This window comes from Bradyrhizobium sp. 132 (assembly GCF_023074185.1).
In the GTDB taxonomy this organism is placed as follows: Bacteria; Pseudomonadota; Alphaproteobacteria; order Rhizobiales; family Xanthobacteraceae; genus Bradyrhizobium.
In genome coordinates this window covers 17,606-43,285 of the sequence record NZ_JADPKY010000018.1, presented here as the reverse complement: position 1 = coordinate 43,285, position 25,680 = coordinate 17,606, and the positions used below count along the sequence as shown (strand labels likewise).

Annotated in this window: 30 protein-coding genes and 1 pseudogene; 14 read left to right on the top strand and 17 right to left on the bottom strand. The window is 63.5% G+C overall.

Features of this window, described 5'->3' with window-relative positions; genetic code table 11:
• Nucleotides 1–5: 5 nt before the first annotated feature.
• The gene (locus tag IVA74_RS01955; RefSeq protein WP_247339349.1) at nt 6–380 is read right to left on the bottom strand and encodes a response regulator; all 375 of its coding nucleotides are present in this window, start codon (nt 378–380) and stop codon (nt 6–8) included.
• 131 nt (nt 381–511) lie between these two features.
• Here IVA74_RS01955 and IVA74_RS01950 point away from each other — a divergent pair, with 131 nt between their 5' ends.
• Nucleotides 512–1,342, top strand: a complete 831-nt coding sequence (locus tag IVA74_RS01950) for an SDR family oxidoreductase (RefSeq protein WP_247339348.1) — start codon at nt 512–514, stop codon at nt 1,340–1,342.
• 63 nt (nt 1,343–1,405) lie between these two features.
• Here the strand turns inward: IVA74_RS01950 and IVA74_RS01945 are convergent, their stop codons facing one another.
• The gene (locus tag IVA74_RS01945) at nt 1,406–2,212 is read right to left on the bottom strand and encodes a lytic murein transglycosylase (protein WP_247339347.1); all 807 of its coding nucleotides are present in this window, start codon (nt 2,210–2,212) and stop codon (nt 1,406–1,408) included.
• A gap of 584 nt (nt 2,213–2,796) precedes the next feature.
• Here IVA74_RS01945 and IVA74_RS01940 point away from each other — a divergent pair.
• Nucleotides 2,797–3,033 (top strand): hypothetical protein, encoded by a 237-nt coding sequence (locus IVA74_RS01940; protein WP_007596614.1) that lies wholly within the window; start codon nt 2,797–2,799, stop codon nt 3,031–3,033.
• Between the two features lie 107 nt (nt 3,034–3,140).
• On the opposite strand, the gene rpoD is transcribed toward IVA74_RS01940, so the two are convergent.
• Both rpoD and dnaG read right to left on the bottom strand, forming a co-directional pair.
• Nucleotides 3,141–5,291 (bottom strand): RNA polymerase sigma factor RpoD, encoded by a 2,151-nt coding sequence (gene rpoD / locus IVA74_RS01935; protein ID WP_247339343.1) that lies wholly within the window; start codon nt 5,289–5,291, stop codon nt 3,141–3,143.
• Nucleotides 5,292–5,669: 378 nt separating this feature from the next.
• The gene (gene dnaG, locus IVA74_RS01930; protein ID WP_247339342.1) at nt 5,670–7,712 is read right to left on the bottom strand and encodes a DNA primase; all 2,043 of its coding nucleotides are present in this window, start codon (nt 7,710–7,712) and stop codon (nt 5,670–5,672) included.
• 332 nt (nt 7,713–8,044) lie between these two features.
• Here dnaG and IVA74_RS01925 point away from each other — a divergent pair, with 332 nt between their 5' ends.
• From IVA74_RS01925 to IVA74_RS01915, 3 genes are all read left to right on the top strand, one after another.
• On the top strand, nt 8,045–8,371 hold the full coding sequence (locus tag IVA74_RS01925; protein ID WP_247339340.1) for a BrnT family toxin: 327 nt from the start codon (nt 8,045–8,047) through the stop codon (nt 8,369–8,371).
• Entirely contained in the window at nt 8,328–8,627 is a 300-nt protein-coding gene (locus IVA74_RS01920; RefSeq protein ID WP_247339428.1) for a BrnA antitoxin family protein, read from the top strand. The genes IVA74_RS01925 and IVA74_RS01920 overlap by 44 nt, the downstream gene beginning before the upstream one ends.
• Nucleotides 8,628–8,711: 84 nt before the next feature.
• Nucleotides 8,712–9,275, top strand: coding sequence for a chlorite dismutase family protein (locus IVA74_RS01915; protein ID WP_247339338.1), 564 nt, complete (start codon nt 8,712–8,714; stop codon nt 9,273–9,275).
• Here IVA74_RS01915 and IVA74_RS01910 read toward each other — a convergent pair.
• Both IVA74_RS01910 and IVA74_RS01905 read right to left on the bottom strand, forming a co-directional pair.
• Entirely contained in the window at nt 9,272–9,670 is a 399-nt protein-coding gene (locus tag IVA74_RS01910; RefSeq protein WP_247339335.1) for a gamma-glutamylcyclotransferase family protein, read from the bottom strand. The genes IVA74_RS01915 and IVA74_RS01910 overlap by 4 nt on opposite strands.
• 45 nt (nt 9,671–9,715) lie before the next feature.
• Nucleotides 9,716–10,627: a transglutaminase family protein gene (locus IVA74_RS01905; RefSeq protein ID WP_247339334.1), complete on the bottom strand. Its 912-nt coding sequence runs from the start codon at nt 10,625–10,627 to the stop codon at nt 9,716–9,718.
• Nucleotides 10,628–10,719: 92 nt separating this feature from the next.
• Between IVA74_RS01905 and IVA74_RS01900 the strand changes: the two genes are divergently transcribed.
• Nucleotides 10,720–11,526, top strand: coding sequence for an N-formylglutamate amidohydrolase (locus IVA74_RS01900; protein WP_247339331.1), 807 nt, complete (start codon nt 10,720–10,722; stop codon nt 11,524–11,526).
• Between the two features lie 81 nt (nt 11,527–11,607).
• On the opposite strand, the gene IVA74_RS01895 is transcribed toward IVA74_RS01900, so the two are convergent.
• Genes IVA74_RS01895 through IVA74_RS01885 form a run of 3 tightly spaced genes read right to left on the bottom strand, consistent with a single transcriptional unit; the run spans nt 11,608 to nt 14,264 of the window.
• Nucleotides 11,608–12,225, bottom strand: coding sequence for a LysE family translocator (locus IVA74_RS01895; RefSeq protein ID WP_247339329.1), 618 nt, complete (start codon nt 12,223–12,225; stop codon nt 11,608–11,610).
• Nucleotides 12,226–12,273: 48 nt separating this feature from the next.
• Nucleotides 12,274–12,789, bottom strand: a complete 516-nt coding sequence (locus IVA74_RS01890) for a hypothetical protein (protein WP_346730917.1) — start codon at nt 12,787–12,789, stop codon at nt 12,274–12,276.
• A 29-nt stretch (nt 12,790–12,818) separates the two neighbouring features.
• Nucleotides 12,819–14,264 carry a hypothetical protein gene (locus tag IVA74_RS01885; protein ID WP_247339324.1) on the bottom strand — a complete coding sequence of 482 codons (1,446 nt, stop codon included), beginning with the start codon at nt 14,262–14,264 and terminating at the stop codon, nt 12,819–12,821.
• A gap of 137 nt (nt 14,265–14,401) precedes the next feature.
• Between IVA74_RS01885 and IVA74_RS01880 the strand changes: the two genes are divergently transcribed.
• The 3 genes from IVA74_RS01880 to IVA74_RS01870 are packed head-to-tail and all read left to right on the top strand — an operon-like array spanning nt 14,402 to nt 15,688.
• Entirely contained in the window at nt 14,402–14,716 is a 315-nt protein-coding gene (locus IVA74_RS01880; RefSeq protein WP_247339426.1) for a helix-turn-helix domain-containing protein, read from the top strand.
• On the top strand, nt 14,709–15,179 hold the full coding sequence (locus IVA74_RS01875; protein WP_247339323.1) for an SRPBCC family protein: 471 nt from the start codon (nt 14,709–14,711) through the stop codon (nt 15,177–15,179). The genes IVA74_RS01880 and IVA74_RS01875 overlap by 8 nt, the downstream gene beginning before the upstream one ends.
• Complete coding sequence (locus IVA74_RS01870; protein ID WP_247339322.1) at nt 15,176–15,688, top strand: SRPBCC family protein; 513 nt, start codon at nt 15,176–15,178, stop codon at nt 15,686–15,688. The genes IVA74_RS01875 and IVA74_RS01870 overlap by 4 nt, the downstream gene beginning before the upstream one ends.
• 18 nt (nt 15,689–15,706) lie before the next feature.
• On the opposite strand, the gene IVA74_RS41090 is transcribed toward IVA74_RS01870, so the two are convergent.
• Nucleotides 15,707–16,003: a hypothetical protein gene (locus IVA74_RS41090; protein ID WP_346730916.1), complete on the bottom strand. Its 297-nt coding sequence runs from the start codon at nt 16,001–16,003 to the stop codon at nt 15,707–15,709.
• Nucleotides 16,004–16,285: 282 nt separating this feature from the next.
• Here IVA74_RS41090 and IVA74_RS01860 point away from each other — a divergent pair, with 282 nt between their 5' ends.
• On the top strand, nt 16,286–17,092 hold the full coding sequence (locus IVA74_RS01860) for a transglutaminase family protein (protein WP_247339321.1): 807 nt from the start codon (nt 16,286–16,288) through the stop codon (nt 17,090–17,092).
• A gap of 54 nt (nt 17,093–17,146) precedes the next feature.
• Here the strand turns inward: IVA74_RS01860 and IVA74_RS01855 are convergent.
• Nucleotides 17,147–17,369 (bottom strand): annotated as a pseudogene (locus tag IVA74_RS01855) (hypothetical protein); the annotation flags it as partial.
• Between IVA74_RS01855 and IVA74_RS40895 the strand changes: the two are divergent.
• Nucleotides 17,344–17,472, top strand: coding sequence for a hypothetical protein (locus IVA74_RS40895; RefSeq protein WP_256467614.1), 129 nt, complete (start codon nt 17,344–17,346; stop codon nt 17,470–17,472). The pseudogene IVA74_RS01855 and the gene IVA74_RS40895 sit on opposite strands and share 26 nt — an antisense overlap.
• 14 nt (nt 17,473–17,486) lie before the next feature.
• Here IVA74_RS40895 and IVA74_RS01850 read toward each other — a convergent pair whose 3' ends face one another.
• The 4 genes from IVA74_RS01850 to IVA74_RS01835 form a co-directional block, all read right to left on the bottom strand.
• Complete coding sequence (locus tag IVA74_RS01850; protein ID WP_247339320.1) at nt 17,487–19,097, bottom strand: acyl-CoA synthetase; 1,611 nt, start codon at nt 19,095–19,097, stop codon at nt 17,487–17,489.
• A gap of 10 nt (nt 19,098–19,107) precedes the next feature.
• Nucleotides 19,108–20,247 (bottom strand): epoxide hydrolase family protein, encoded by a 1,140-nt coding sequence (locus IVA74_RS01845; protein WP_247339318.1) that lies wholly within the window; start codon nt 20,245–20,247, stop codon nt 19,108–19,110.
• A gap of 63 nt (nt 20,248–20,310) precedes the next feature.
• Nucleotides 20,311–20,766, bottom strand: coding sequence for a GatB/YqeY domain-containing protein (locus tag IVA74_RS01840; RefSeq protein WP_247339316.1), 456 nt, complete (start codon nt 20,764–20,766; stop codon nt 20,311–20,313).
• Between the two features lie 33 nt (nt 20,767–20,799).
• Nucleotides 20,800–21,528 carry an alpha/beta hydrolase gene (locus IVA74_RS01835; RefSeq protein ID WP_247339314.1) on the bottom strand — a complete coding sequence of 243 codons (729 nt, stop codon included), beginning with the start codon at nt 21,526–21,528 and terminating at the stop codon, nt 20,800–20,802.
• 147 nt (nt 21,529–21,675) lie between these two features.
• On the opposite strand from IVA74_RS01835, the gene carA reads away from it, so the two are divergent.
• Together carA and IVA74_RS01825 are read left to right on the top strand one after the other, a co-directional pair.
• On the top strand, nt 21,676–22,866 hold the full coding sequence (carA, locus tag IVA74_RS01830; RefSeq protein WP_247339313.1) for a glutamine-hydrolyzing carbamoyl-phosphate synthase small subunit: 1,191 nt from the start codon (nt 21,676–21,678) through the stop codon (nt 22,864–22,866).
• Nucleotides 22,867–22,988: 122 nt separating this feature from the next.
• Nucleotides 22,989–23,510 (top strand): cupin domain-containing protein, encoded by a 522-nt coding sequence (locus IVA74_RS01825; RefSeq protein ID WP_247339312.1) that lies wholly within the window; start codon nt 22,989–22,991, stop codon nt 23,508–23,510.
• 124 nt (nt 23,511–23,634) lie between these two features.
• On the opposite strand, the gene IVA74_RS01820 is transcribed toward IVA74_RS01825, so the two are convergent.
• Nucleotides 23,635–24,159 (bottom strand): DNA starvation/stationary phase protection protein, encoded by a 525-nt coding sequence (locus tag IVA74_RS01820; RefSeq protein ID WP_247339310.1) that lies wholly within the window; start codon nt 24,157–24,159, stop codon nt 23,635–23,637.
• A 113-nt stretch (nt 24,160–24,272) separates the two neighbouring features.
• Between IVA74_RS01820 and IVA74_RS01815 the strand changes: the two genes are divergently transcribed.
• Complete coding sequence (locus IVA74_RS01815; protein WP_247339309.1) at nt 24,273–24,974, top strand: class I SAM-dependent methyltransferase; 702 nt, start codon at nt 24,273–24,275, stop codon at nt 24,972–24,974.
• Between the two features lie 230 nt (nt 24,975–25,204).
• Here IVA74_RS01815 and IVA74_RS01810 read toward each other — a convergent pair whose 3' ends face one another.
• A complete protein-coding gene (locus tag IVA74_RS01810; protein WP_247339307.1) occupies nt 25,205–25,576 on the bottom strand; it encodes a helix-turn-helix transcriptional regulator in 372 nt (123 codons plus the stop codon).
• Between the last annotated feature and the right edge of the window lie 104 nt (nt 25,577–25,680).

The window sequence follows — 25,680 nt, the reverse complement described above, 5'->3', positions numbered from 1 at the left end:
CGCCGTCAGGACAGCTGCGCGAGCTCGGCCTCGCGGAGCACGTCCAGCGGCGCCCATGGCTTGGCCCAGAACTTTGCGCCGTTCGGCAAGGGCTGCATCAAGGGGCGGCCGGAGGTGACGACGATGTCGAGCTTCGGATTTCGGTCCTTGGCGACGTGCGCGAGCTCGACCCCGTTCATGCGGCCGGCAAGCTGGACGTCGGTCATCATCAAGCAGAGCGCGCCGGCGCTCTTGTCGAGCACAAGCTCGGCTGCTTCGGCGCTCTCGCATTGAATGACGTCGTAGCCGCTTTCTTCGAGAAGAAGACTGAGCATCTCCCTCTGCATGAGGTCGTCTTCCACAATCAGTGCGGTTGCTCGAAATGGCTTTGCTTGTCCCATTGGCGGCTCCCAATGCTGCCTGTCTGTCTCTATCAAGTAACGTAGGTTAAGGTGGGAACAGCCATGCGGTTCAGTTCCATTATGAAAAAATGTAAATCATAGTTCCGCACGAGGGGCTTGATTGGGGATTCATGACTGCGATTCGCGGCGCCGCCGCCATCACGGGAGCGGCCAGCGGCATCGGCCGCGCGCTGGCGATCGAGCTTGCGCGGCGCGGCTGCGATCTCGCGCTCGCCGATCGCGACGAGGCCGGGCTGAAGACGCTCGCGGCCGAGATCGGAGCCGCATGCAAGGTCAGCCTGCACCGCGTCGACGTCGGCGAGCCCGACGACATCGCGCGGTTCGCGAGCGAGGCGGCAACAACGCATCCCGCGCTCGGCATCGTTGTCAACAATGCCGGCGTGGCGCTGATGGGCTCGTTCGAGGAGATCGACCAGGCGCAGATGGACTGGCTGTTCGACATCAATTTCTGGGGCGTGGTGCACGGCACGCGCGCCTTCCTGCCGCATCTGAAGACGATGGGCGAGGCCCACATCGTCAACCTGTCCTCGATCTTCGGCATCATCGCGCCGCCGGGACAGTCGGCTTATGCCGCGGCGAAATTCGCGGTGCGCGGCTTTTCCGAGAGCGTGCGGCACGAGCTTGCGATGGCGGGCAGCCCTGTGAGGTTGTCGGTCGTGCACCCCGGCGGCGTCGCCACCGCCATCGCGCGCAATTCGCGCACCGGGGTCGGCGTCACCGACAACGCGCGTCGGTCGCAATCGATCGAGCGGTTCGAGAACGCGGCAAAGACCACGCCGAAGGACGCCGCGCTGCGCATCATCAAGGGCATCGAGAGAAACGAGCCGCGTATCCTGATCGGCAACGACGCCCGCTTCATGGATCTGTTGCAGCGCTTCCGTCCGGGGACGTACTGGGCGCCGTTGCAGCGCAAGCTGGAGAGGATGGCGAAGGGGAGCTAGCCGTGTGGTCCGCCGCATCACTTTCAACGTCGTCCCGGCGAAGGCGGAGAGACATCACGCCCCTCACTGCCCCGCCAGCCGATCGGCAAAATACCCGATCGTCTTGCGATAGATCACCGCCCTGTTCCATTCGCGCATCGCCTCGAAATTTGCGGTGCCTTCGCCGTAGGGCTGGCCCATCTTGAAGCCGCTGGTGTGGAGCAGGTTCGCGGTCGACGCGAGCACGTCGGGGACGCTGTGGCGGAGATCGACGTGGCCGTCGCCGTCGAAATCGACGCCGTATTTGATGTAGGAGGACGGCAGGAATTGGGTCTGGCCTATCTCGCCGGCATAGGCGCCGATCAGGTCGCGCAGCGGCAGGTCGCCGCGCTGCACGATCTTCAGCGCCGCAAGCAGCTCGCCCTGAAACAGATCCGTGCGGCGGCAGTCATGCGCGAGCGTCGCCAGCGTGCGGATCACGGGCAGCTTGCCGATGTCGCCCTTGCCGAAATCGCTTTCCAAGCCCCAGATCGCGACCAGGATATAGCGGGGCACGCCGAATTGCTGCTCGATGCGCGAGAGCAGCGCGGCATGGCGCTGCAACATCGCCTTGCCGCCATTGATGCGGCCGGGGCCGACCCGGGTCGAGACATACTGCTCGAAACTCTTGTTGAAGGTGTAGCGCTGGCGCCGGTCGAAGGCGAGCACCGCGCCATCCTGGGCCACCCCGCTGAGCGCCGCGCTGGTCACGCCCGCCGAGACGCCGGCGCCTTGCGCTTCCGCGGTCATGCTGGCGACAAAGCTGTTGAAGTCGCCGCCGCAGCGCGCGGCGTGGGCCGATCCGCTGGCCAGACAGGCAATGAAGGCGATGGCCAAAGCGGGTCTCGACATACCGGAAAATCCTTTGAAGAATGAACGCGAAAGCGGCACGCGATCATGCCCGGGAACCGGATTCGCGTCAAAGCGGCAAACCTCGCCAGAACCCGATCGCATCTTGGCTGCGACAAATGAAATGCGCTCGCCACGTCTGCGCATCGACGGGAAGACGCGCAGGCCAACGCGCTTTCTACATAGTGCACACAACGCTAGCTGCGTTGCGGCAGCGCATAGATGAACAAACTCATTTGCTCATCGAAGCAGTTCGTTTGGGAACTCATGAACGTCGAAATCCGACGCATGTCTGATCCGCCGGCTGCGACATCGACGCCGCCCTGATTTGCCTTGCCATCGCATGGCGCAGCCTATAACCTTCTATTCTAGGTTGTCGCCCCGCCAGCCCCGGGCGACACTGAAGACCAAAAATAAACGGCGGGCTTAGCGGCCCGCCGTTTATTGAGGAAGGGTCTCGGCAGACGGCAAGAGGGCGCCCGGCGCCCCGCCGGCAAAACGAATTCATCCGTGCGCGGCACCCCGCTCCGCGTGAATACGGGCAATTCACCATTTGACTGCGGCGTCCTGATCGACGACAAGCCGCCATGGCCAAAAAACCTGGAACCAATCCCAAAGGCGAATTCGCCTTTTTCAACGTCTTCTATGAAGACGGCTCTCAACGCTCCAACCGGCGCGTGCCCGCCGAATTGCTGGGCGGCCTCGACGGCGACGAGCCCGCACGCGCCTTCATCATGGAGCAGGACCGCGAGATCGCCGAAAAATCCGGCCGCCCGGCGCTGGAGATCAAGAACCTCGAGCGGGTCGGGGCGAAGAAGAAATAGGCTCCGCTCGCGCGACACCTAGAGCATCGGCACAAACAAAAATGGCGGGCCTCAGCCCGCCGTTTTCGTTTGGATGGATGCCCGGATCGAGTCCAGGCACGCCTGAACTAGTTATCCAAAAAGCTCCGCAGCTTCCTTGACCTGCTCGGATGCTTCAGCTTGCGCAGCGCCTTCGCTTCGATCTGACGAATACGTTCGCGGGTCACCGAGAACTGCTGGCCGACTTCTTCCAGCGTGTGGTCGGTGTTCATGCCGATGCCGAAGCGCATGCGCAGCACGCGTTCTTCGCGCGGGGTGAGCGAGGCGAGCACGCGCGTGGTGGTCTCGCGCAGGTTCGACTGGATCGCGGCATCGATCGGGAGGATCGCGTTCTTGTCCTCGATGAAATCGCCGAGGTGTGAATCCTCTTCGTCACCGACGGGGGTTTCGAGCGAGAGCGGCTCCTTGGCGATCTTGAGGACCTTGCGGACCTTCTCCAAGGGCATGCCGAGCTTCTCGGCCAGCTCTTCCGGGGTCGGCTCGCGGCCGATCTCGTTGAGCATCTGGCGCGAGGTGCGCACGATCTTGTTGATCGTCTCGATCATGTGCACGGGAATGCGGATGGTGCGCGCCTGGTCGGCGATCGAGCGGGTGATCGCCTGCCGGATCCACCACGTCGCGTAGGTCGAGAACTTGTAGCCGCGGCGGTACTCGAACTTGTCGACGGCCTTCATCAGGCCGATGTTGCCTTCCTGAATCAGGTCGAGGAACTGCAGGCCGCGGTTGGTGTACTTCTTGGCGATCGAGATCACGAGACGGAGGTTGGCTTCCACCATCTCCTTCTTGGCCTGGCGTGCTTCGCGCTCGCCCTTCTGCACCGAGTGCACGATCTTGCGGAACTCGATGATCTCGAGGCCGGTCAGCGCCGCGAGCTGATGCACCTCGTGGCGGAGGTCCTTGATCCGGTCCTTCTCGTGATGGACGAAATTCTTCCAGCCCTTGGCCGACAGCTTCGAGACACGATTGAGCCAGCGCGGATCGAGCTCCGAGCCGGTGTAGTTGCGCAGGAAGTCTTCGCGCCCGACGCCGTGGCTGTCGGCAAGGCGCATCAGGCGACCCTCATGCGAGACGAGGCGCTTGTTGATGTCGTAGAGCTGCTCGACCAGACTGTCGATACGCGCCTGGTTCAGGCGCAGCGACTTCACCTCGACGATGATCTCGTCTTTGAGCTTGCGGTATTTGCGCTCCTGGTGCGGTGACAGCGAGGGCCCGTGCGAGGTGCTCTCGAGCTGGTTCTGGATGTCCTGTTCCTGAAGCTTGCGCAGCTTCTTGTAGCTATCGGCGATCTTGTCGAAGATCTCGACGACCTTCGGCTTGAGCTCGGCCTCGATCGCCGCAAGCGACATCTGGTTCTCGAACTCGTCGTCCTCGTCCATATCGGCTTCGGCGGCGGACTCCGCAGGATCCTTCGCGGCTTCGCCGGCATTGCCGGGCGCAGGCGCGGCGCGGAACGGGGTCGGCGACGGCGGTGCGGCGGGCGGGGCGACATGCGCGGGCGCGGCGCCAGTGACCTGGCCGCCTTCGGCCGAAGCTTCACCGGTCTCGCCGCTGGGACCGGCGATCATCGCAGTGTTCATGCCGGCCTTGGCTTCGGGCCCGGCATAGGTCGCTTCGAGATCGATGATGTCACGAAGGAAAATCTTTCCTTCGTTGAGCTCGTCGCGCCAGATGATGATGGCCTGGAAGGTCAGCGGGCTTTCGCAGAGGCCTGCGATCATCGCCTCGCGGCCAGCCTCGATGCGCTTCGCAATCGCGATTTCGCCTTCGCGCGAGAGCAGCTCGACGGTGCCCATCTCGCGCAGATACATGCGCACGGGATCGTCGGTGCGCTCGCCCGGCTCGCTCTTCTTGACCTCGGTGACGGCCTTCTGGGTGACTTCGACGAGCTCGTTGTCGGTCTCGTCCTCGCCGCCCTCGTCCTTGTCCTCCTCGCCTTCGCTATCGTCGGCTTCGGTGACATTGATGCCCATGTCCGAGAGCATCGACATGATGTCCTCGATCTGCTCGGGCGAGGTCTGGTCGGACGGCAAAACTTCGTTGAGCTGATCGAAAGTCACGAAGCCGCGCTTCTTGGCCTGCTTGATCATCTTCTTCACGGCCGCGTCGGACAGATCGAGCAACGGCGAGGGCGCGTCCTGGGAGTCCTTCTCCGGCGCGTCCGCTGCCTTGTCGTCTTTTTCCTTGTCCTTCGCCTGCAGCGTCTTTGCCTTGGTGGCCATCCATTGCTCCTAAACGCGTTTCACACAGACGTTCGCCGCGCCCGCGTGAAATCACTTGAACCTGTTGCTCGCTGCTCTCGCTTCGTCAGATCTCGACACGGAAAGGGCGGCGCGAACCTCTTTTCGCCACCCCCGACCTTATCTCTCGCCGGATTTGCCTAACGCTTCGTAGAGCCTCTTTGTCGCAGCGGATGCAGGTGTAGTGCCAACAGCAATTGCGCGGATTCATTCCTGACGCGTCTGTTCTGCCTGCGGCCGCCTGGTGGCCAAAGTGCTACAAGACCGTTAAGCCTCGATTAACCCTGTTTTTGCCGCCAAACCTCGGATTTGGCGAGTCTTTTAGCGGTCCCGGCCGCGGCCGTCCGCATGATTCTTTCATCACACGCTCTTCTGGAACCGGCCCGACAGCTCGCCAAAACCCTCGATCAGGGCTTCGGTGCCGTCGACTTCGCCTATCCGAGCCTTGACGTCACGCAGCCACGCCATACTGGCCTCGCTGGAATCCTCTCCCAAGGCCAGCTCGGCGTCTTTCAGCTCTCTAAGTAGTGAATGCCACTGCCGATGCAAGGCAACCAGCTGATGCCAGGTGGAGAGAACGTCGTCCCGTGCGGCGCCCTCGCGGGCGCCCCACACCGCCGCGGTCGTGATGCTGCCATCAACCTTTTGAATAACCTGCGAAAATCCGCCCTTCTCGAGGTCGCCGCGCATCTTTTCGGCCTGCTCGCCGGGGTCCGGCGAGTGGTGATGGTCGTTGGCAAAGGCGGCGATGATGCCGGCCCTGAGCTTATGGGCCTCGGGATGGGCGAATTCCAGGGCCGCGACCTCTTCGAGATGGTCGTGCAGCAGCCAGGGGTGGTTGATCAGGCTCTGCAGGATCAGGGCTTCCCGGCGCGAGATGGCGCTGCGCTGGCTGCGCATGATCGGGCTTGCCGCCAGCTGGGCGCTCGCCGCCTGGTAGGGCCCGGAGGGCAGCTGGATGGGACCGGGCGGGCCTCGGCGGCCTCCACCAAATCCTTGGCCGCCAAGTCCTTGGCCACCAAATCCCTGGCCGCCGAATCGATTCGCGCTTCCGCCACCGCGGGGCTGGAACTGGCGACCGCCGGGGCCGGGGCGGAAATTGCCACGGCCGCCAAAGCCGCCGCGTCCGCCGTCGGGGGCAAAGGCGCGCTGGAGCCGCTCGGCAAGATCCTGCCGATAATAGCGTCGCACCACCTCGTCGCGGATGCCGTTGGAGAGATCCTTGATGCGCGCTTCCAGCGCGGCGCGGCGCTCGGGCGTTGCGAAATTGCCGCCTTCGAGCTCGCGCGACCAGATCATCTCGGCGAGCGGACGCGCCGCCGCGATCACCTCCTCGATGGCGCCGCGGCCGCCGGAGCGCACGAGATCGTCGGGGTCCTGCCCTTCCGGCAGCAGCGCGAACCGCAGGCTCTTGCCCGGTGCGAGGAATGGCAAGGCAAGATCCGCCGCACGATAAGCCGCCTTCTGGCCGGCGCGGTCGCCGTCGAAGCAGAGGATCGGCTCGTCCGCCATTTTCCAGAGCAGCGCGAGCTGGTTTTCCGTGAGCGCGGTGCCGAGCGGCGCCACGCTGCCGGCAAAGCCCGCAGTAACCATGGCGATGACGTCGACATAGCCTTCGACCACGACCAGGGCGCTGCCGTCATGGGTGGCTTTGCGCGCCGTCTGGTGGTTGTAGAGATTGTCGCCCTTGTGGAAGAGCGGCGTCTCCGGCGAGTTCAGGTATTTGGCCGGAATGTCCTTCTCCAGCGCGCGCCCGCCGAAGGCGATGACGCGGCCGCGCAGATCCGTGATCGGAAACATCACGCGATCGCGGAAGCGGTCATAGGGCACCGGGATGTCTTCACCGGCCACCAGCATGCCTGCCTCGACCATGTCGTCGACGGAGACGCCGAGCTTGCCGAGATGCTCCTTCAGCGCAAAGCGATCGGGTGACGCATAGCCCAGCCGAAACTGCAATTGCGTCGCGGGCGAGATCGCACGGTCGGCGAGATAGCCGCGCCCCTTGGCGCCGACACGTGAGGCCAGCGTCTCGGCATAGAACTTTGCCGCGAGATCCATCACGTCATGCAGCGACTTCCGCCGCTGCTCGTGCCTGGCAGCATCGGGCGTCACCGCCGGCAGCGGCAGGCCCGCCATGTTGGCGAGCCGCTCCACGGCCTCGGCAAACGGCAGGCCGTCGGTCTCCATCACGAAGCTGATGATGTCGCCGTGCTTGCCGGAGGAGAAGTCGTGGTAAAAACCCTTCTGGTCGTTGACGAAAAACGACGGCGACTTCTCCTGCTGGAACGGCGACAACCCCTTCCACTCCCGCCCCGCCTTCTTCAGCTTGACGCGCTTGCCCACGACTTCGGAGACCGAAAGCCGGGCACGCAGCTCGTCGAGGAATTGGGGCGTGAAGCGCATGGGCTCTGGGTCTAGCGCGAATCAGCATGAGTCAGGGTGAAGGATCAGGGATATAGGTGCGACAGGGCTAGAAGTCAGGTTTCTCCGGGTTATGCAGGTTATTCGACCTATGCACAGGGCAGAAAATCTCTCACGCAAAGGAATGCCCACCCGGAACCCTAGACTGCTCTCGACGAGCAAACAGATTTTGGCTTTTCCAGTGGAATCCGAAATCGTTGACATCCGACGATTACGTTTGTATATACAGAAAACGATGAAGTCGCGGCTACGGCTTCAGACGTCATAGCAAACCTCATGCGCGGCAAGATGCGGTGTCATTTGGATGATTTGCCATGACGGAAGACTTGCAGCTGCTGTTCGCAGGCGTTCGCGACTTTGGATGGGATCCGAAGAAGCGCGCGTCCAACCTGCGGATTCACGGAATCGACTTCGAGGACGCGCGCGGAATTCTCGACGGCTACACCTTCATCCGCCGGTCGGATCGCAATGACGAAGTCAGGTACCAAATCTTCGGTTACGTCGCCGGGCGGGAAGTCGCGGCAGTCTGCGCGATCCGCGGGGCGGTCTGCCGGTTCATCTCGGTCCGGCGCGCGCGCGAAGACGAACGAAAGAAATATTATAACCGTTTCAAGGGACTACCCAAGGAAGGGCAAGACTGACTGGGCCCGCGTCGACGCACTGACCGACGAGGACATCGCCAAGGCCGTCGCCAATGATCCCGACGCAGCGCCGATTGACATCGATTGGTCGGATGCCGTGCTGGTGATACCGCCGAAAAAAAAGGCCATCTCCATCCGCGTCGACGAGGATGTGCTCGACTTCTTCAAGCGCGATGGCGAGGGCTATCAGCGGCGCATGAATGCGGTGCTGCGCTCCTACATGGAACAGAAGTCGAAGCCGAAGAAGCGGGCCTGATCCGGGCAAATCCCGTAGAGATAAATCCCGTAGAGATAATGACGAGCCACTTGAACCCGACCCGGTTCCACGCTTCCATGAGACATGTTCAGGACCTTTCGAGGCGGCCAGAGCGGGGGATGGCGCATCACCTCGATTTCGCCCGTGACGGGCGAGCCCCTCGCCTTCATGCCGGCGCTGTCGGTCACCGATAGCGAGGCCATCTCGTTGCCGCTGGTGCCCTCGCGCAATGCCTGGCGGCTGGTCGGCGTCGCGAGCACGCTGCGCTACACCGAGCGCGCCGAACAGCAGCAGCTCACGTCCGTGCAGGCCGGCCTCGGCCGCCTGGAAGCAACCAGCGCGGCGCTGATCCCGATCCGCAAGTCGCAGGCCTGGTGGGAGTTGACCCAGGAAGAGCGCCGCAGGATCTTCGAAGACAAATCGCACCACATCGCGAGCAGCCTGCGCTTCCTGCCTGCGATTGCGCGCCAGCTCTATCATAGCCGCGACCTCGGCGGGCCGTTCGATTTCCTGACCTGGTTCGAATTCGCGCCCGCGCACGCCTCGCTGTTCGAGGAGCTGGTCGCGATGCTCAGGCGAACCGAGGAGTGGACCTATGTCGAGCGCGAGGTGGACGTGCGCGCGGTGAAGGAAGTGCTGTCGGCTTAGTGGCCGAGGAAGCGGCCGGTCTCGATGCGCGGCAGATCGGTGGCCGGCCAGTTGTAGATGTAGGTCCAGGCCGGTGCAGTCGCGCCGTCCGCGCCTGTCACCTCGACCAGCTTGCGCAGATATTCGGTCGGCTCCGGAAAGCCCTCGCCGCAGGCCTCGTACATGTCGAGCTCGCTCAACAGCTCGTCGGGCACGTGAAGGCGAAAAAGCTCGCCGTGGACGACGTCCGAGGCCGCATCCGACAGCAACAGCCCAGGATAATGCTTCACCAGGATGAGCCGGCCGCGGCAGGTCGCTTCACTCAGGAAATCCGCGTGGCCCGCAAGCAGCCGCGCCATCGGATGGTCGAAGCCGCGCATCAGCGTGCCGTAAACGAAAAGACGATCGGAGGTCATGGCCTTCTATAACCGTCAATCAGCAGCGTGCAAATCGCAGTAGACCTACGAAACCTCCGCCTTCAGCTCCCGGCCGCTGCACTGTTCGTCCGACACCACCCTGATGTTCACTTCCATGACGTCGAAGACGTCCTGCGAGCCGATATAGGTGCCGTGCAGCGGGATCGCCTGGCGCGGGTCGCGGGCGACCGCAACGCGGATGAGGTCGCGGGTGCCGACGATGCCGTTGGTCGGATCGAACTCGATCCAGCCCGCGGTCGGCAGATAGACCTGCACCCAAGCATGCGTCGAGCCGCCGCCGACATGACGTTGCGCGATGTTTTCAGGCACGAAGATGTAGCCGGAAACGAAGCGCGCGGCGATGCCGAGCCGGCGCAGCGCCTCGATCATGAACAGCGCATAATCGCGACAGGTGCCGGTGCCGGACTGCAAGGTGTCGAGCGGATGCTGGGTGCCGGGCTCGTGGCGGTTGCGGTACTTGAACTGCTTGCGGATGGCGTGCGTCATGCCGCTCAGGATCTTGAAGGTCGGCGTCGGCGCGTCCTCGTCGAGAAAGCCGCGCGCCCATTCCGAGAGCTCGCCATCGGGATCGGCATAGTGCGGCGTCGTGTACTGGACCAGATCGGGATATTCCTCGTCGCCATAGACGAACGGGTAGAAGTAGGCCGCATCGTCCGCCGTCAGCGCGAACTCCTCCACCGGATTGTGTTCGACGGTGACGGACCAATCGAAGGTCAGGCAATCCGTGCGCTCGTCGAAATCGGCGATCGCGACCGAATTGCCGAACACGTCGTGGATCCAGCGCAGCGACATCGGCTCCGGCGAAATCTCGAGCTGAGAATCGAGCACGCGCAGATCGTGCCCGTCGCGCGGACGCAGCATGATCCTGTGCTCGCCGAACGCCACCGGGCGCTTGTAGCGATATTTGGTCTTGTGATGAATCGTCAGCAGCGGCATCGTCAGGCAATCATGGTGATGTCAGGCGGACCAATCTATAGCGATTCCCGTCCGATTTTTCGGGGTGACTGCTTTTTCCATAGGCAATCTGGATGGCTTTAGACACAATCAACACGACCGATCAACTCCTCGGCGGGGGTGACATTCCGCCAGTGCATGAGGTGAATGCGCAAGCGACATCGCCGTTTTTGCTCACTTCGGATCACTACGGACGGATTTTGCCGCGCGCGCTCGGCGACCTCGGCGTCACTGAGGCCGAGCTGACGCGGCACATCGCCTGGGACATCGGCATCGCCGGCGTCGCCGATCGGCTGGCAAAAATGCTCGACGCACATCTGATCGCGCAGCGCTATTCGCGGCTGGTGATCGATTGCAACCGCCCGCCAGCCGCCGTCAGCTCGATCCCCGTCATTTCCGAAGCGACCGCGATTCCGCGCAACGAAGGCATCTCCGAGGGCGAGCGCGCCGCGAGGCACCGCGAGATTTTTGAGCCCTATCATCACCGTATCGATGCCGCGATCGACCGCCGCCTGCACGACAAGCGGCCGACGGTGCTGGTGTCGCTGCACAGCTTCACGCCGGTCTATGCCGGCGTCGCCCGTCCCTGGCACATCGGCGCGCTGTATAATCGCGACACCATGCTGCCGCATCTGCTGCTCAGGCACCTGCGCAGCCAGAGCGATCTCGTCGTCGGCGACAACGAGCCCTATGCAGTGAGCGACCTCACCGACTACACCATCCCTGTTCACGGCGAGGCCCGCGGCCTCGTCAACACCGGCATCGAGATCCGCCAGGACCTCATTGCCGACCAATCCGGCCAGCAACAATGGGCCGAGCGGCTGGCAAGGATTTTTGCGGAGATCGAGGTGGAGCTGAGGGCGGAGCGGCTGGTCGATTAGCCCCGCGTCGCAACGATATCCTCGCCGATCGAGATGCGTATCGCCGCCGCAAAGGGTTCAGGGCCAACCGGCCCGATGGAGCTATTTCGCCCTGGTCAGCGCCAGCCAGATGCCGCCGCCGATCATGAAGCCGCCGGAGACGCGCGACATCAGCCGCGTGCGGCGGGCCGAGAAGAATTTCCGGGCGCGCCCGGCCGCGATGGCGTAGAGCGCATCCGTCATCGCAGCGGTGACCATGAAAGTCGCCCCCAACAGCGCGACCTGCGGGAAGTGGTCGCGGTTCATGTCCATGAACTGAGGAATGAAGGCGCCGAAGAAGATCAGCACCTTTGGGTTCGACAACAGCACCAGGAAACCTTGCAGGAAGAACCCGCCGCGCGGCGGCGCCGGCGGCTGGTCGACATTGACGCCCTCGACCGGCGCCCAGATCAGCTTGACACCGAGCCAGATCAGATAGGCGGCACCGGCAAAGCGAACCCAGTCGAACCAGTAGCCCATGGTCGCCATCAGCGAGGTCAGACCGACCGCGACGATGCCGATGACGATGGCGAGGCCTACTTGCGCGCCGGCGACATTGGTCAGCGCCGCACGCGTGCCGTGGCGCAGGCCATTGGCGATGACGAGGGTGACGATGGGACCCGGCAGCAGCGCCAGCGCAATGCAGGCGGCGACGAAGGCGAAATAGGCTTGCATAGACATCGTGGGGAGGACTCGCTGAGGGCAGTTTGCGGCATTAATGCATGGCACTCACTTTCCGTCCAGCGCCGCCATCACCCACGTCTTGATCTCCTGGGTTTCGAGGAACGCGAGTGCCGCGCGCTGCATCACGCCTGCTTCCCCACGTCCCTGCGTCGCTGCAACGAAAAGATCGCAGCGCCGCGAGACGGCGATGCCGATTGCGGCATGACGAGCGCCGTCGGGCATATCCAGATCATAGCGCCTGGCACGCCCGTGCATCGCTCCGATGCCCACTTCCTCACCCGGCGCGACGGCCGCAAAGCGCGGACTGATCAGATCGATATCGGCGACACGATCCACCTCGTCGTCGTCAGCGACACCGCGGTCGCAATTGCAGAAGCCGCGTTTCGCGCGCAGGTACAGCTCAGCGCCGGCGCAGGCGCCATCGCAACGAAACGCGCGGCCGGCGGACCAGCCGTCGCGCGGGAACGGCCAGGCGATCTCGCGCCAGCGCGCTGTCTCTTCGGCCGGTGCCGGCGCGAGCTGATAGGCCCCGACACCGGACGCGCCGAGCGCAAACACCACAGCTGCGATCGCCGCCCCGCGCCGCATCGTCAGGTCTTCGGCAGACCGGCGGCCGCGCGCGCCGGTCCGGTCAGTTCGAGAATGTGCAGGCCGGTATTGGCACGATCGACGATGTAGACGTAGCCACGATCATCGGTCTCGACATTGTTGGTCTGGATCGCGACCTTGCAGCGTTCGCCGCCCTCGATCGGAATGCAGCGTTTGTCGGTCGCGCTCGTGATCGACGGAACGAAGTAACCGACTTCCTTTGGATGATAGGGATCGCGGATGTCGAGCGCGCGCACCCCGGCATTGAAGAAGGCGATGAAGGCCATCTTCTTGTAATAGACCGGCGCCATGCTCTCGTTCGCCGAATGCGAGCCGAAGCGCCCGCCGCGCCGGCAGAACTGTCCGCTCGCCTCCGGCACGGTGTAGCTCGAGATCATCATCGGCCGCGTCTCGGTGGTGACGTCGGCGAACCACACCATCTGCCGCGCCTCGCCGCATTCGTTCAAAATCGCCTCGTCCACGATCATGACGATGTCGCGGGTCTTGCCGTCCTTGTCCTCGGCAAATTCCGCGACCGGCATGTCGAGCATCGGAAACGTGGTATGCGCGCCGTTGAAGGCCGACATCGGCATGCGCGAAATCTCGGGATAGCGCAGATTGTCCGGCGTCGGCTCCTTCGGGCCGTTCAAAAGCTTGTCGCGATCGACGATCTGCAGGATGCCGCCCTTGTTGGTGCCGTAGCCGAAATAGACGCGATTGCCCTGCGGCCCCGTCGAAATCGGCCCGTGCAATTCGGTGGGCACCGCGCCGGTCGAACCGGGCTCCTGACCGGGCAAGCCAAAATCCCTGATCTTCTGCGGATGCGCGGGATCGCTGAGATCATAGACCTGCGTCATGCGCCGCGTGCGCCAGTCCGGCGCGCCCGAGACGAGGAAGGCAATGCCGGTGTCGCACTCCCACCAGCTCTTGTGCGTGTCCTTCAGGCCGTCGATGCGCGTGACGAGCACCGGGCTTGCGGGATCGGCGACGTTCCAGATCTCATGCGCCTGGCTGCCGAAGGTGCGCAGCATGTAGACGGCGTTGGGATCGCCCTTCGGCAACGACTTGCCGTCGCAGATGCGCACCATTTGCGCGCCGCCGGATTCATACTTGCCCTCCTGTCCCGGCAGGTGCCGCAAATATTTCGGGCGCGCGGGATCGGTGACGTCGACGATCGAGGTGCCGTTCGGTTCGGCCTGCCCGGTCATCGGATTGACGGGAGCGGGCACATCGTCGGTGCCGCCGTGATGGCCGATATAGGCGATCCAGCGGTCGCCCTGGTGATGGATGGTCGGCTGATAGGCGCTACGCGCCTGGAGGTCGCTCGCACCGACCAGCTTCATGTTGGAAGCTTCGGGCGGCGCGCCGATGGTCTGCTTCTGCGCATGTGCCGCGGTGCTGCAGGCGAAAAGGACGAGGCCTGCGGCAGTCAAGACGCAACGGAACATCGAAGTCCTCCCGGAACCAATCTACGTTGGCTGAGATTTGATTCTAGCACAGCCATTTGTGCGCGCCAAAGACACCATTGTGCGCGCCAAAGACACCATCTTGACATGCAACTGTTTGGTTGCCTATTATCCCCGCCATGGATGACGTCTTCAAAGCGCTCGCCGATGCGTCACGACGGTCGCTGCTCGACAGGCTTCACGCCAGGAACGGCCAGACGCTGAACGAGCTCTGCGAAGACCTCGCGATGACGCGCCAGGCCGTGACCAAGCACCTTGTGATTCTGGAAGAGGCCAATCTGGTCACGACCATCAGGCATGGCCGCGAGAAGCTACACTACCTCAATCCGGTGCCGATCCATCAGATCGGCGAACGCTGGATCAAAAAATTCGAGCGCGGCAAGCTCGCCGCGCTGAGCGAGTTGAAACGCCAGTTGGAGAAGCGCGATGAGTAAGCCGCAATTCGTCTATGTCACCTACATCGAGACCACTCCGGAGACACTGTGGGAGGCTCTGACGTCGAGCGAATTCACGAGGCGATACTGGTTCGGCGCCGAAGTCCAGTCGGACTGGAAGGTCGGTTCTCCCTTCGCGCTCCTGCTGGAGGGCGAGACCACCGATTCCGGCGAGATCCTCGAGGCTGATCCGCCGCGGCGACTGTCCTACAGCTTTAAGCACCAGAAGTACGAGGAGCTGCGCGGTGAGCCGATATCCCGCGTCGTGTTCACGCTCGAGCCGTTCGGCTCGCTCGTCCGTTTGACCGTGCTGCATGACGGATTCATCGAAGGCGGGAAGTATCTCGGGGCCGTCTCCAATGGCTGGCCGGCGATCCTGTCCGGGCTCAAGAGCCTGCTGGAAGGAGGCAAAGTGCTCGCCATTCCGCGCGCAGCCCTCAACAAGGGATTCGATGCAAAATGAACCTTGACCAATTCAAGCCGCTCACCGTCTACACCATCTACATTGCCTCGACGCCGGAAAAGGTGTGGGAAGCACTGACTTCGGCCGAGTTCAGCATGCAGTACTTCTTCGGCAATGCCGTGGAGGTCGAGCCGCGACTTGGCGGCGCGTTCATCGTTCGCACGCCCGATGGCGCCCTGCACATCAGCGGCGAGGTGCTCGCATACGATCCGCCGCGAAAGCTCTCGGTCACCTTCAACGTCAATTGGCCCGAGCTGCTCGAAAAGCTCGGACCGACCCTGGTCACCTACGAGATCGAACCGGTCGGCGAGGCGGTTCGGCTGACGATGAGCGAAGGCCACGACCGTCCGCTCAGCGACGACATCCTCTCCGGCGGCCGCACCGGCTGGCCCGCAATCCTGTCGGGGCTGAAGAGCCTGCTGGAAACGGGCAAGGCGCCGCAGATCAAGACGGCGCCGCCGGTGCAGATGCTGGAAGCGTTGAAGGCGATGGGGATCAAGACACCGTAGCGGGCGGGCTCTGCGCCCTCATCGCTTCTTCTTCACCGCCGGCGGATTGATCTCGTCGATCTTGCGATTGCAATCCGCTTCCGAGTCGTGCGGTCCCGAGACAAAGGTCCCGCTGACCTTGATCGCGTACCAGCCCGACTCTACGCCGAGCCGAAGCGCTTCTTCTGTCTTGACGTGCCGTGGGGAGAACGTTTGCATCAGGGGTGCTTTCGGTTGGCGTTCGATCTCATGATCGAATCGCGGTGGAACCTTCAGGCGTCCGCGGCATGAGCCTGCCGCGTCCAGCTCACCCGCTGGAATGGGCAGTATGCGCAACGACCGCTGTTATGACGTCGGCGACGAGTCGACTTTACCGGTGCGAGGGAGTGAGGCGCTTCACGTCGCGCGCGAATAGTCGTGGCGCTGCGTATGCGCAGAGAAGACAGGCCTTTCCGACATTCCCGCACCGTGCGCGCAATCGCTGCAATTAGCTATCGCTTTCTCGCCCGCGCCGCGCTTTTGGAGCGCCAAAGGCCGCTTTCGATCGAATAAGCCGTCGAAAGCCTTGTGCGCGACCGCTCCGTAGCCATGTTGGGAGCTTAGCCAAGGGAAAAACGTATGAAGCTCCGCGTCGGGTTTGAGATGCTGTACGAATTCCCGCAGCCCACGCCTATGCTCATAGTGTTGGGCACGCACTTCACGCGCGCCTCCGATGTCATCGTGCCCGACCTGCTGACCACCAGACCCTCGGTGGCGATCAGTCCCTATCGTGACCTCTTCGGCAATTGGTGCAGCCGCATCGTGGCGCCGGCCGGCGCCTTTCGCCTTGCCGGCGACGGCGTCGTGAGTGATAGCGGCCTGCCCGACCCGGTGTTTCCGAACGCGTCTCAGCACGCCGTCGAAGCGCTGCCGGCCGACACGCTGGTCTATCTGCTCGGCAGTCGCTACTGCGAGACCGATCGCCTGTCGGATATCGCATGGAAATTGTTCGAGCACACGCCGCCTGGCTGGGCGCGGGTCCAGGCGATCTGCGATTTCGTTCACCGTCACATCGCTTTCGGCTATGAACACGCGCGCCCAACCAAGTCGGCGCGGGAAGCCTACGACGAAGGCAAGGGTGTGTGCCGCGACTATGCGCATCTTGCCATCACGTTCTGCCGCTGCATGAACATCCCGGCGCGCTACTGCACCGGCTATCTCAGCGACATCGGCACGCCGAAGCCCTGGGCCGTGGGAGATTTCGCCGGCTGGTTCGAGGCTTATCTCGGTGGAAGCTGGCACATGTTCGATCCGCGCAACAATACGCCGCGGATCGGCCGCGTGCTGATCGCACAAGGACGCGACGCCGCGGACGTCCCGATCACCCAGACATTCGGTCCGAATACCCTGCTCAATTTCAAGGTATGGACCGACGAGGTTGCCTGATGACCGGCAGCAGCGCCGCCCTCAGCGCCGATGAATTTGCATCATTGGCCGAGATTAACTCGAACCGCCCTCATCCGGCGCTCGCCGCCTAGCAACGGGCGAATAGCTCGCTGCCGTTGCGTCCGGCTCCTGTTCCGCCACCGGCACCACGATCCTCCGATAAAGATGCCAGTTCGCCTGCCCGCGCACGGGCAGCGTCACCGCCGGGGCCCAAGAAATACGGCAGCGCCGAGACGATCAGCAGCATCACGATGACGGCGGCCCAAAATCCGGTCAAGGCGCCCGACGGGGTCGGCAACGCCTTCATCCTGACCAAGCCGTTCCGGGGACGAGACCTCGCAGCGATGCTGCGGTCAGCGCTGTCGGCGCCGTCGCGATAAGATGACGACGTGCTCTACCCGAGCGCCCGCAGTTCGCGCCGCAGCACCTTTCCGGTCGCCGTCATCGGCAGTGTCTCCGCGAACTCCACGAAGCGCGGGTATTCGTGGGCGGCGAGCTGCACCTTGACGAACTCCTGGATCTCGCGCGCGAGCGCATCGCCGGCGGCAAAGCCCGGGCGCAGCACGATCCAGGCCTTGATCGATTCGGTGCGGATCGGATCGGGAATGCCGACCACCGCTGCCATCGCCACCGCCCGGTGCTTCATCAGCGTGTGCTCGATCTCGGACGGGCCGACACGATAGCCGGCGGTCGTGATAACGTCGTCCTCGCGGCTGACGTACCAGAAGTAACCGTCCTCATCCTGGATGCCGAGATCGCCGGTGAGCAGGAACTCGCCGGCATATTTCTTCGCCGTCGCGTCCGGATTGCGCCAGTACTCGATCATCGTGCACGGGCACGGCTGGCGCACGCCGATGATGCCGCGCTGTCCCCTCGGCTGCTCCTCGCCTGTGTCGTTGACGATGCGAACATCGAAACCCGGCGTCGCCTTGCCCATCGAACCGGGGCGGATCGGAAACAGATTCGCGTTGCTGCCGATCACGAGATTGCATTCTGTCTGGCCAAACACCTCATGCGCGTCGATGCCAAAAGTCTCGCGCACCCAGCCGAGCAGCTCGCCGCCGAGGGATTCACCGCCGGTGAAGATGCTGCGCAGCTTGACACCGGAATGCGTCACGCCGGCCTGCCGCATCAGTTTTAGCGCAGTCGGCGGCAGGAAGACGTTGCGGACACCGAGATCGGCCATCATCTGCATCGCCGCCTGCGGCTCGAATTTTCGCGCGCGGTGACCGACAAGGGGGATGCCGTGATACCAGAACGCGAACAGGCCGTTGACGAGTCCACCGATCCAGGCCCAGTCCGCCGGCGTCCACATGAGATCGCCGGCGCGCGGCAGGAAGTTGTGGCACATCTCGACATTGGGGAGATGGCCGAGCACCACGCGATGCGCATGCAGCGCGCCCTTCGGATTGCCTGTCGTGCCCGAGGTATAGATGATCAGCGCGGGATCATCCGCAGACGTGTCCACCAGTGCGAAGTCAGGCGATGCGGCCTTGATCGAATCCCAGAACGATTTCGTGCCCGCGGCTGCGCGCTCGCCGACGACATAGACGTTCTTCAGGTCCGGCAGGCGGTCGCGAATCTTCGAAAGCTTCTCCCAGCCGCCCTCGTCCGTGACGATCGCCTTGGCCTGTGAATTCGAAAGCCGGAACTCCAGCGCGTCCTCGCCGAACAGTGCGAACAGCGGGATCGAGATCATCGCCGAACGGAATGCCGCCATGTGCGCGATCGGCAGCTCCAGCGATTGCGACAGGAACACCGCGACGCGGTCGCCGCGAGCAAGACCATCCGCCTTCAGCACATTGGCGAAGCGACGCGACATCTCCGCGACCTCGTCGAAGGAGGTGCGCGTGATGGCGCCGTTCTCGTCGGCATAGACCAGCGCGAGGCGGCCGGTGCCGTCGGCATGGCGATCGCAGCAGGCCTCCGCCATGTTGAAGCGCGCCGGGACGTCCCAGCGGAAGTTGCGATAGAGCTCGTCGTAGGTTGCGGCTTCAGTGAGCATGAACTTGATCCTACCTCACGGTCGCGAAGAACTTGCGGACCTCGCCGACGTACAGCTCCGGCTGCTCGAACGCAGCGAAATGCCCGCCCTTCTCCATCTCGCTCCAATGCGTGATGTTGTGGAAGTTCGGCTCCATCCAGCGCCGCACCGGCGTGATGATCTCCCTGGGGAAGACAGCGACGCCGGTCGGCACCTTGACGACCGGCGTGGTGCGGCGCTTGCCAAAACTTTCCCAATAGAGCCGCGCCGATGAGGTCGCCGTCTCCGTCGCCCAATAGAGCATGACGTTGTCGAGCAGCTCGTCCCGGGTGAAGATGTTTTCGGGATGGCCGTTGCAATCGGTCCAGGCCCAGAATTTTTCCAGAATCCAGGCCGCCTGCCCGCTCGGCGAATCCGTCAAGCCGTAGCCGAGGGTCTGCGGCCGCGTCGATTGCTGCTTCGAATAGCCGGAGTCGAGATCGACGTAATGCTTGAGGCCGGCGAGCGCCCGCTTCTCCTTCGGTGTCGGTTCGCCATCGACCTTCGGCGCTGCGTTGAAGGCGAGCGTGATGTGAATGCCGGCGCAATGGTCGCCGTCCTGCATGCCAAGCGAGGTCGTCACCGCCGAGCCCCAGTCGCCGCCTTGCGCGCCATAGCGCGCGTAACCGAGCCGGTCCATCAGCTTGGCCCAGGTCGCGGCGATGCGATCAACGCCCCAGCCGGTGGCCTTCGGCTTCGCGGAGAAGCCAAAACCCGGGAGCGATGGACAGATAACATGGAAGGCATCGGCGGGATTGCCGCCATGCGCGGCGGGATCGACCAGCGGCGCGATCACCTTCTGGAATTCGACGATCGAGCCGGGCCAGCCATGGGTGATGATCAGCGGCAGCGCCGCCGGCTCCTTCGATCGCACATGCAGGAAATGGATGTCGAGCCCGTCGATCTCGGTGGTGGATTGCTCGAAGCGGTTGAGCTTTGCTTCGCGCGCGCGCCAATCATACTCGTTGGCCCAATAGGTGCAGATCTCCCGGATCCATTTCAGCGGCGCGCCCTGGCTCCAGTCGTCGACCAGCTCCGCCTCCGGCCAGCGCGTGCGCGCGAGGCGCAACTTGAGGTCGGTGAGGATGTCGTCGCTGATGGCGATGCGAAAGGGTTTTATGGCGCCGGTCATCGGTTGCCTCCCGAGTTTCTTTCGTCATTCCGGGCGCGCGAAGCGCGATCCCGGAATGACGGCTCAGCCCGTCAGCGCGGCCTTCACCAGACCGCTGGCCTTGCCGAAATCCATCTGGCCGGCGTACTTCGTCTTCAACACGGCGATCACCTTGCCCATGTCCTTCATGCCGGCCGCGCCGGTCTCGGCGATCGCGTCCGAGATCGCTTTCTTCACGTCGTCGTCCGACATCTGCTTCGGCAGATAGGCCGAGATCACCGCGATCTCCTCGCGCTCCTGCGCGGCGAGTTCGGCACGGCCGCCCTTCTCGTAGAGCTCGACCGATTCCTGGCGCTGCTTGATCATCTTCTGAAAAACGCCGAGCAGGTCTGCGTCCGACAGCGGCGGCTTGCCGTTGCCGCGCGCCTCGATGTCGGCGTTCTTGATGGTCGAGTTGACCATGCGCAGCGTGGACAGCTTGCGCTCTTCCTTGGCCTTCATGGCCTCCTTGACCGCATTGTTGATGTCATCGCGCAGCATGATCGTGCTCCCCTAGAATATCCGACGCCTGATCTAGGCCGTTCGCAGCCCTGAGACAACCGGGGTTCCCAGCCATTCGACCAGCGCTCGCACCGTTGCCTCAGGCTGCTCCGGCTGCGGCAGATGTCCGCAATTCGACAGGACCACGAGCTTTGCGCCAGCAATGCCCTCCGCCATCTCTTTCGAGAACGCGTTGGGGATGGTGTTGTCGGCATCGCCCGTCAGCACCAGCGTCGGGCATTTGATCGTCGCAAGCGTCGGCCGTGAATCCACCCGCGCGATGATCGCGGTCTGCTGCCGCAGATAGCCTTCGACGCCGACATCCTCGCCCTGTTCATGCACGAGCTGACGAATGCCGGCATCGTCGCGGCGCGAGGGATGCACCAGTTCGGGAAACATCTCCTCGCGAGCCGCACGCAGCTCGCCGCGCTTGGCCCGCTCCATCAGGCCGCGGCGGCGCGCGGTCGCCTCCTCCGTGTCCGGCCGGGCCTGGGTGTTGATCAGCGCGAGCCTAGCCACCCGCTCGGGCGCCTGGCGCATGATCTCGAGCGCGACGTAGCCGCCCATCGAATGGCCGGCGAGCGCGAAGCGCGGCGGCGCCTCGCTCAGCACCCGACGGGCGATCGCGGCCATGCTGTCGTCACGGATATGGTTGGCGACCATCACCGGGCCGAACCGCCAGAGCGAGGGGATCACCGGGGCATAGATCCGGGCCGAGGACGCCAATCCCGGAACCAGCACAATCGGGGTCGTCTGGTCCATTATTGCCTCTCAAGCCCCAACAATTGCCGGAAATTGTGCCGCTCAAGCTGAAGGGCCCGAGGCGAGCTGTCAAATATGCAAAAACGCATGTGAATCCGCGCTTCTCCGCTTTGACGGCAGCGCCCGCGGGGACTATGAACCGGGCTTATGACACAATCCGAAAACGATACCGCCTGGCCGGACCACAAACCGACCGCGCTGTTGGTGCTTGCCGACGGCACGGTGCTCGAAGGCTTTGGTCTCGGGGCCGAAGGCCAAGCCGTCGGCGAGGTCTGCTTCAACACCGCGATGACCGGCTACGAGGAGATCCTCACCGATCCCTCCTATGCCGGCCAGCTCATCACCTTCACCTTCCCGCATATCGGCAACGTCGGCACCAACGACGACGACATCGAGACGGTGAACATGGCCGCGACGCCCGGCGCGCGCGGCGTGATCTTGCGCACCGCGATCACCGATCCCTCGAACTACCGCGCCACCAAGCATCTCGACCAGTGGCTGAAGGCGCGCGGCATCATCGGCCTCTCCGGCATCGACACCCGTGCACTGACCGCGCTGATCCGCAGCAAGGGCATGCCCAACGCCGTGATCGCGCACGCCAGGGACGGCGAGTTCGATCTGCATGGCCTGAAGGAAGAAGCGCGCGAATGGCCGGGCCTCGAGGGCATGGACCTCGTGCCGATGGTCACCTCCGGCCAGCGCTTCACCTGGGACGAGACGCCGTGGCTGTGGGAGAAGGGCTTTGGCCGGCAGGACAAGCCTGAGTTCAACGTCGTCGCCATCGACTACGGCGTCAAGCGCAACATTTTGCGCCTGCTCGCCGGCGTCGGCTGCAAGGTGACGGTGGTGCCGGCAACGACCTCATCCGAAGATATTCTTGCGATGAAGCCGGACGGCGTGTTCCTGTCGAACGGTCCGGGCGATCCGGCCGCGACCGGCAAATATGCCGTGCCTGTGATCCAGGACGTGATCAAGTCGGGCACGCCGACGTTCGGAATTTGTCTCGGTCACCAGATGCTCGGCCTCGCGGTCGGCGCCAAGACGAGGAAGATGCATCAGGGCCATCACGGCGCCAATCACCCCGTGAAGGACGAGACCACTGGCAAGGTCGAGATCACCTCGATGAACCACGGCTTTGCCGTGGACGAGAGCACCCTGCCGACGGGCGCGACCCAGACTCACATCTCGCTGTTCGACGGCTCCAATTGCGGTATCCAGCTCGACGGCAAACCGGTGTTCTCGGTGCAATACCACCCCGAGGCCTCACCGGGTCCGCGCGATTCGCACTATCTGTTCCAGCGTTTCGCGGACCTGATGCGGCAGAACAAGAGCGCGTAAGGCGCGCTCTTGCGACCACTTTGATGACATCGAGCCCGGGCCTTCTCCCGGGCTTCTGTCATTGAGGAACGCCACCTAATTTCCCTCGTTGATCCCTGCTACGCTCACGCAGGAGCCCCGCCATGCCCGCCGTCCGCGATAATGCCGAGCCGCTCGCCATCGTGTTCGAGGACGACGGGCTCGTGCCGAACAACATCCTCCCGTTCCTGGTCTACCAGGGCGCGGTGAAGTTCGATTCCAGACAGCCGGAAGAGACGATCGAAAGTTTGTTCGAAGCGAACGGCTGGGGCGGGACGTGGCGCAATGGGGTCTTCGACTATCTGCACTATCACGCGACGGTGCATGAGGTGCTCGGCGTTGCGCGCGGGAGCGCGCGGGTCCGCTTCGGTGGCGACCACGGTCAGGAGCTGGAGATCAAGGCCGGGGACGTCGCGATTCTCCCTGCCGGCACCGGGCATCAATGCATCAAGGCGAGCGAGGATTTCTGCGTGATCGGCGCCTATCCGCCGGGTGCGAAGATGGAGATCACCCGGGCAACGCCGGAGAATCACGCGAAAGCGCTGAAGACGGTTCCAAACGTCGCGCTGCCGCCGGCCGATCCGGTGACGGGCAAGAATGGCGCGTTGATGCGGTTGTGGCGGTAGTCGCAACGGCGGTGCCGCAGGGTGGGCAAAGCCAAGCGTGCCCACCAAATGACTTGAACTGCAGATGGATGGTGGGGCACGGCGCGCGAAGAGCGCGCCTTTGCCCACCCTGCCACAGCGTGCCCTACGCCTCGTTGGCGCCTTCCTGACGTGTGGCTTCGAACAGGAACCAGGTGCGGCGCTCGGTCTCGTCGATGAAGTTCTCGAGGATGCTGGCGCTGGCGACGTCGCCGGCCTCGTCGCACACCTCGTGCGCTTTTCGCATCGCGCTCGCGACGTGCTTATTGTCCTGCATCAATTCACGCAACATCTCGCGCGGCGGGACGTAGTCCTCGTTGTTGTCCTTGATGGTCTGGAGTTTCGCGACCTGGCCGATCGACTTCAGCGTGGTGCCGCCGATCTTGCGGACCCGTTCAGCGAGTTGGTCCGTGGTGGCGAAGATCTGGTCGGACTGTTCGTCGAGCAGCAAATGATAGTCGCGGAAATGCCGGCCGCTGATGTGCCAGTGGAAGTTCTTGGTCTTCAGATACAGCGCGAACGCATCGGCCAGAAGCACGTTGAGCGCCTCCGAAACCTTCTTGACCGCCTGAGGCGACAGATCGGTGGGGGTATCGAGGTCGGGCGAGACCTTGGTAGGGGCTTTGCTCACGGGAAACCTTCCTGTTAGGACGCGGACATTGACGGCGCGCCGTCGCACCCCTAACGCAGGCGGGCAGCGCCGGTTCCTTTGGCGGAACCGTTTGGCCGGGGCCCTCAGATACCATGGACGATTGGATCGATTATTACGACTCGACGCATACGATCTATGTCAGCAAGTTGCATCGCGACTTGCACTTCCAGATCATCGCACGGGACATCATCGGCTATATCTCCTCGCCCGAGGCGACCGTGCTCGACTATGCCTGCGGCGAGGCGCTGTCCGCGAGCCAAGTGGCGGCGGCCTGCGGCAAGTTGATCCTCGCCGAGCCTGCGCCCGGCGTTCGCGGCCGGTTGATCGCGCGGTTTGCCCCGAACACGAAGATCCGCGTCCGCTCGCTCGACGATGTCCGCAACATGCAGGAGCAGTCGATCGATCTCGCCGTGATGAACTCGGTCGCGCAATACATGACGCCGGACGAGCTCGATGCCGCGCTCCTCAACTTCCGACGTATTTTGAAGCCCTCCGGCAAGCTGGTGCTCGGCGACATCCTCCAGCCCGACGTCGGCATGTTCAGGGACGTCACAGCGCTGCTCAGCTTCGGCCTGCGCCACGGCTTTTTGAAAGATGCGCTGATCGGGCTGATCAGCACCGCGCTGTCAGATTACCGTCATCTGCGTACGCGCATCGGGCTGCAGCGCTATAGCGAGGACGAGATCACCGCCAGGCTCAAGGCCGCCGGCTTCGCGGTCCAGCGCGCCAACGGCAATATCGGCCACAATCGCTGGCGGATGACCTTCATCGCGCGGCCGCCTTTGGTCCGTTAAGCATAACGATTGCCTGGGGTGGCTTGTCGCACCCCGATCGGCAATGATCGCCACGGCCCGGTGGCGGAAGCGTCTACGCGAGAGCAGTGCATCGCTCTTCATCCTGGTTCAAATCCAGGCCGGGTCTCCAGCCTTCGCCAGCTTCGGCCAGGCGAGCCCTTTCGTAGCGAAGGCTGCCTCGACGAAGCCCGAAGGGCGAAATCGGGCGTTGGCGCGCAATCGTCTCAACTTCAACCCGCAGCAGGCGCTTCGCACTCCGACAGCAGCTGAAGCCGGTCGGCATCCTTCGCTGCCGATTTCACCACCGCATCGAGCAGACCGGGGAAACGGGCATCCAGATCCTCGCGTCGCAGCCGCATGAAGCGGTTGGTGCCCGCCACGCGCGTCTGCATCAGACCGGATTCCCGCAGCTTCGCGAAGTGATAGGCGAGATTCGACTTGCCGCCGAGCGCATTGAAGTCGCCGCAGCACAATTCGCTACTGACACCTTGCTGCTGGGCGAGCTGGTAGACGATCGCCAATCGGATCGGATCGCTCAGGCAATCCAGAACCATCGGTAGCTCGATCTGCTCGCGGGTGGGGTGGGGAGGCGTGCGGCTCATGGTCTGACGATCATAGCGAAATGGCCTCGATGTTCAATAGTTCTTGAACCAATTGACTCATGCACCGGTCCAATTGATAGTTCAATAAACATTGAACATGGGGA

What these genes read in the sequence shown, in the direction of transcription:
- IVA74_RS01955 (WP_247339349.1), bottom strand. Translation starts at nt 380, where the DNA reads ATGGGACAAGCAAAGCCATTTCGAGCAACCGCACTGATTGTGGAAGAC.
- IVA74_RS01825 (WP_247339312.1), top strand. Translation starts at nt 22,989, where the DNA reads ATGCCCGCCGTCCGCGATAATGCCGAGCCGCTCGCCATCGTGTTCGAG.
- IVA74_RS01875 (WP_247339323.1), top strand. Translation starts at nt 14,709, where the DNA reads ATGAGTAAGCCGCAATTCGTCTATGTCACCTACATCGAGACCACTCCG.
- IVA74_RS01945 (WP_247339347.1), bottom strand. Translation starts at nt 2,212, where the DNA reads ATGTCGAGACCCGCTTTGGCCATCGCCTTCATTGCCTGTCTGGCCAGC.
- IVA74_RS01870 (WP_247339322.1), top strand. Translation starts at nt 15,176, where the DNA reads ATGAACCTTGACCAATTCAAGCCGCTCACCGTCTACACCATCTACATT.
- dnaG (WP_247339342.1), bottom strand. Translation starts at nt 7,712, where the DNA reads ATGCGCTTCACGCCCCAATTCCTCGACGAGCTGCGTGCCCGGCTTTCG.
- IVA74_RS01940 (WP_007596614.1), top strand. Translation starts at nt 2,797, where the DNA reads ATGGCCAAAAAACCTGGAACCAATCCCAAAGGCGAATTCGCCTTTTTC.
- IVA74_RS01925 (WP_247339340.1), top strand. Translation starts at nt 8,045, where the DNA reads ATGACGGAAGACTTGCAGCTGCTGTTCGCAGGCGTTCGCGACTTTGGA.
- IVA74_RS01835 (WP_247339314.1), bottom strand. Translation starts at nt 21,528, where the DNA reads ATGGACCAGACGACCCCGATTGTGCTGGTTCCGGGATTGGCGTCCTCG.
- IVA74_RS01910 (WP_247339335.1), bottom strand. Translation starts at nt 9,670, where the DNA reads ATGACCTCCGATCGTCTTTTCGTTTACGGCACGCTGATGCGCGGCTTC.
- IVA74_RS01840 (WP_247339316.1), bottom strand. Translation starts at nt 20,766, where the DNA reads ATGCTGCGCGATGACATCAACAATGCGGTCAAGGAGGCCATGAAGGCC.
- IVA74_RS01885 (WP_247339324.1), bottom strand. Translation starts at nt 14,264, where the DNA reads ATGTTCCGTTGCGTCTTGACTGCCGCAGGCCTCGTCCTTTTCGCCTGC.
- IVA74_RS40895 (WP_256467614.1), top strand. Translation starts at nt 17,344, where the DNA reads ATGACGGCGGCCCAAAATCCGGTCAAGGCGCCCGACGGGGTCGGCAAC.
- IVA74_RS01810 (WP_247339307.1), bottom strand. Translation starts at nt 25,576, where the DNA reads ATGAGCCGCACGCCTCCCCACCCCACCCGCGAGCAGATCGAGCTACCG.
- IVA74_RS01845 (WP_247339318.1), bottom strand. Translation starts at nt 20,247, where the DNA reads ATGACCGGCGCCATAAAACCCTTTCGCATCGCCATCAGCGACGACATC.
- carA (WP_247339313.1), top strand. Translation starts at nt 21,676, where the DNA reads ATGACACAATCCGAAAACGATACCGCCTGGCCGGACCACAAACCGACC.
- IVA74_RS01850 (WP_247339320.1), bottom strand. Translation starts at nt 19,097, where the DNA reads ATGCTCACTGAAGCCGCAACCTACGACGAGCTCTATCGCAACTTCCGC.
- IVA74_RS01880 (WP_247339426.1), top strand. Translation starts at nt 14,402, where the DNA reads ATGGATGACGTCTTCAAAGCGCTCGCCGATGCGTCACGACGGTCGCTG.
- IVA74_RS01905 (WP_247339334.1), bottom strand. Translation starts at nt 10,627, where the DNA reads ATGCCGCTGCTGACGATTCATCACAAGACCAAATATCGCTACAAGCGC.
- IVA74_RS01915 (WP_247339338.1), top strand. Translation starts at nt 8,712, where the DNA reads ATGTTCAGGACCTTTCGAGGCGGCCAGAGCGGGGGATGGCGCATCACC.
- IVA74_RS01815 (WP_247339309.1), top strand. Translation starts at nt 24,273, where the DNA reads ATGGACGATTGGATCGATTATTACGACTCGACGCATACGATCTATGTC.
- IVA74_RS01900 (WP_247339331.1), top strand. Translation starts at nt 10,720, where the DNA reads ATGGCTTTAGACACAATCAACACGACCGATCAACTCCTCGGCGGGGGT.
- IVA74_RS01950 (WP_247339348.1), top strand. Translation starts at nt 512, where the DNA reads ATGACTGCGATTCGCGGCGCCGCCGCCATCACGGGAGCGGCCAGCGGC.
- rpoD (WP_247339343.1), bottom strand. Translation starts at nt 5,291, where the DNA reads ATGGCCACCAAGGCAAAGACGCTGCAGGCGAAGGACAAGGAAAAAGAC.
- IVA74_RS01860 (WP_247339321.1), top strand. Translation starts at nt 16,286, where the DNA reads ATGAAGCTCCGCGTCGGGTTTGAGATGCTGTACGAATTCCCGCAGCCC.
- IVA74_RS01895 (WP_247339329.1), bottom strand. Translation starts at nt 12,225, where the DNA reads ATGTCTATGCAAGCCTATTTCGCCTTCGTCGCCGCCTGCATTGCGCTG.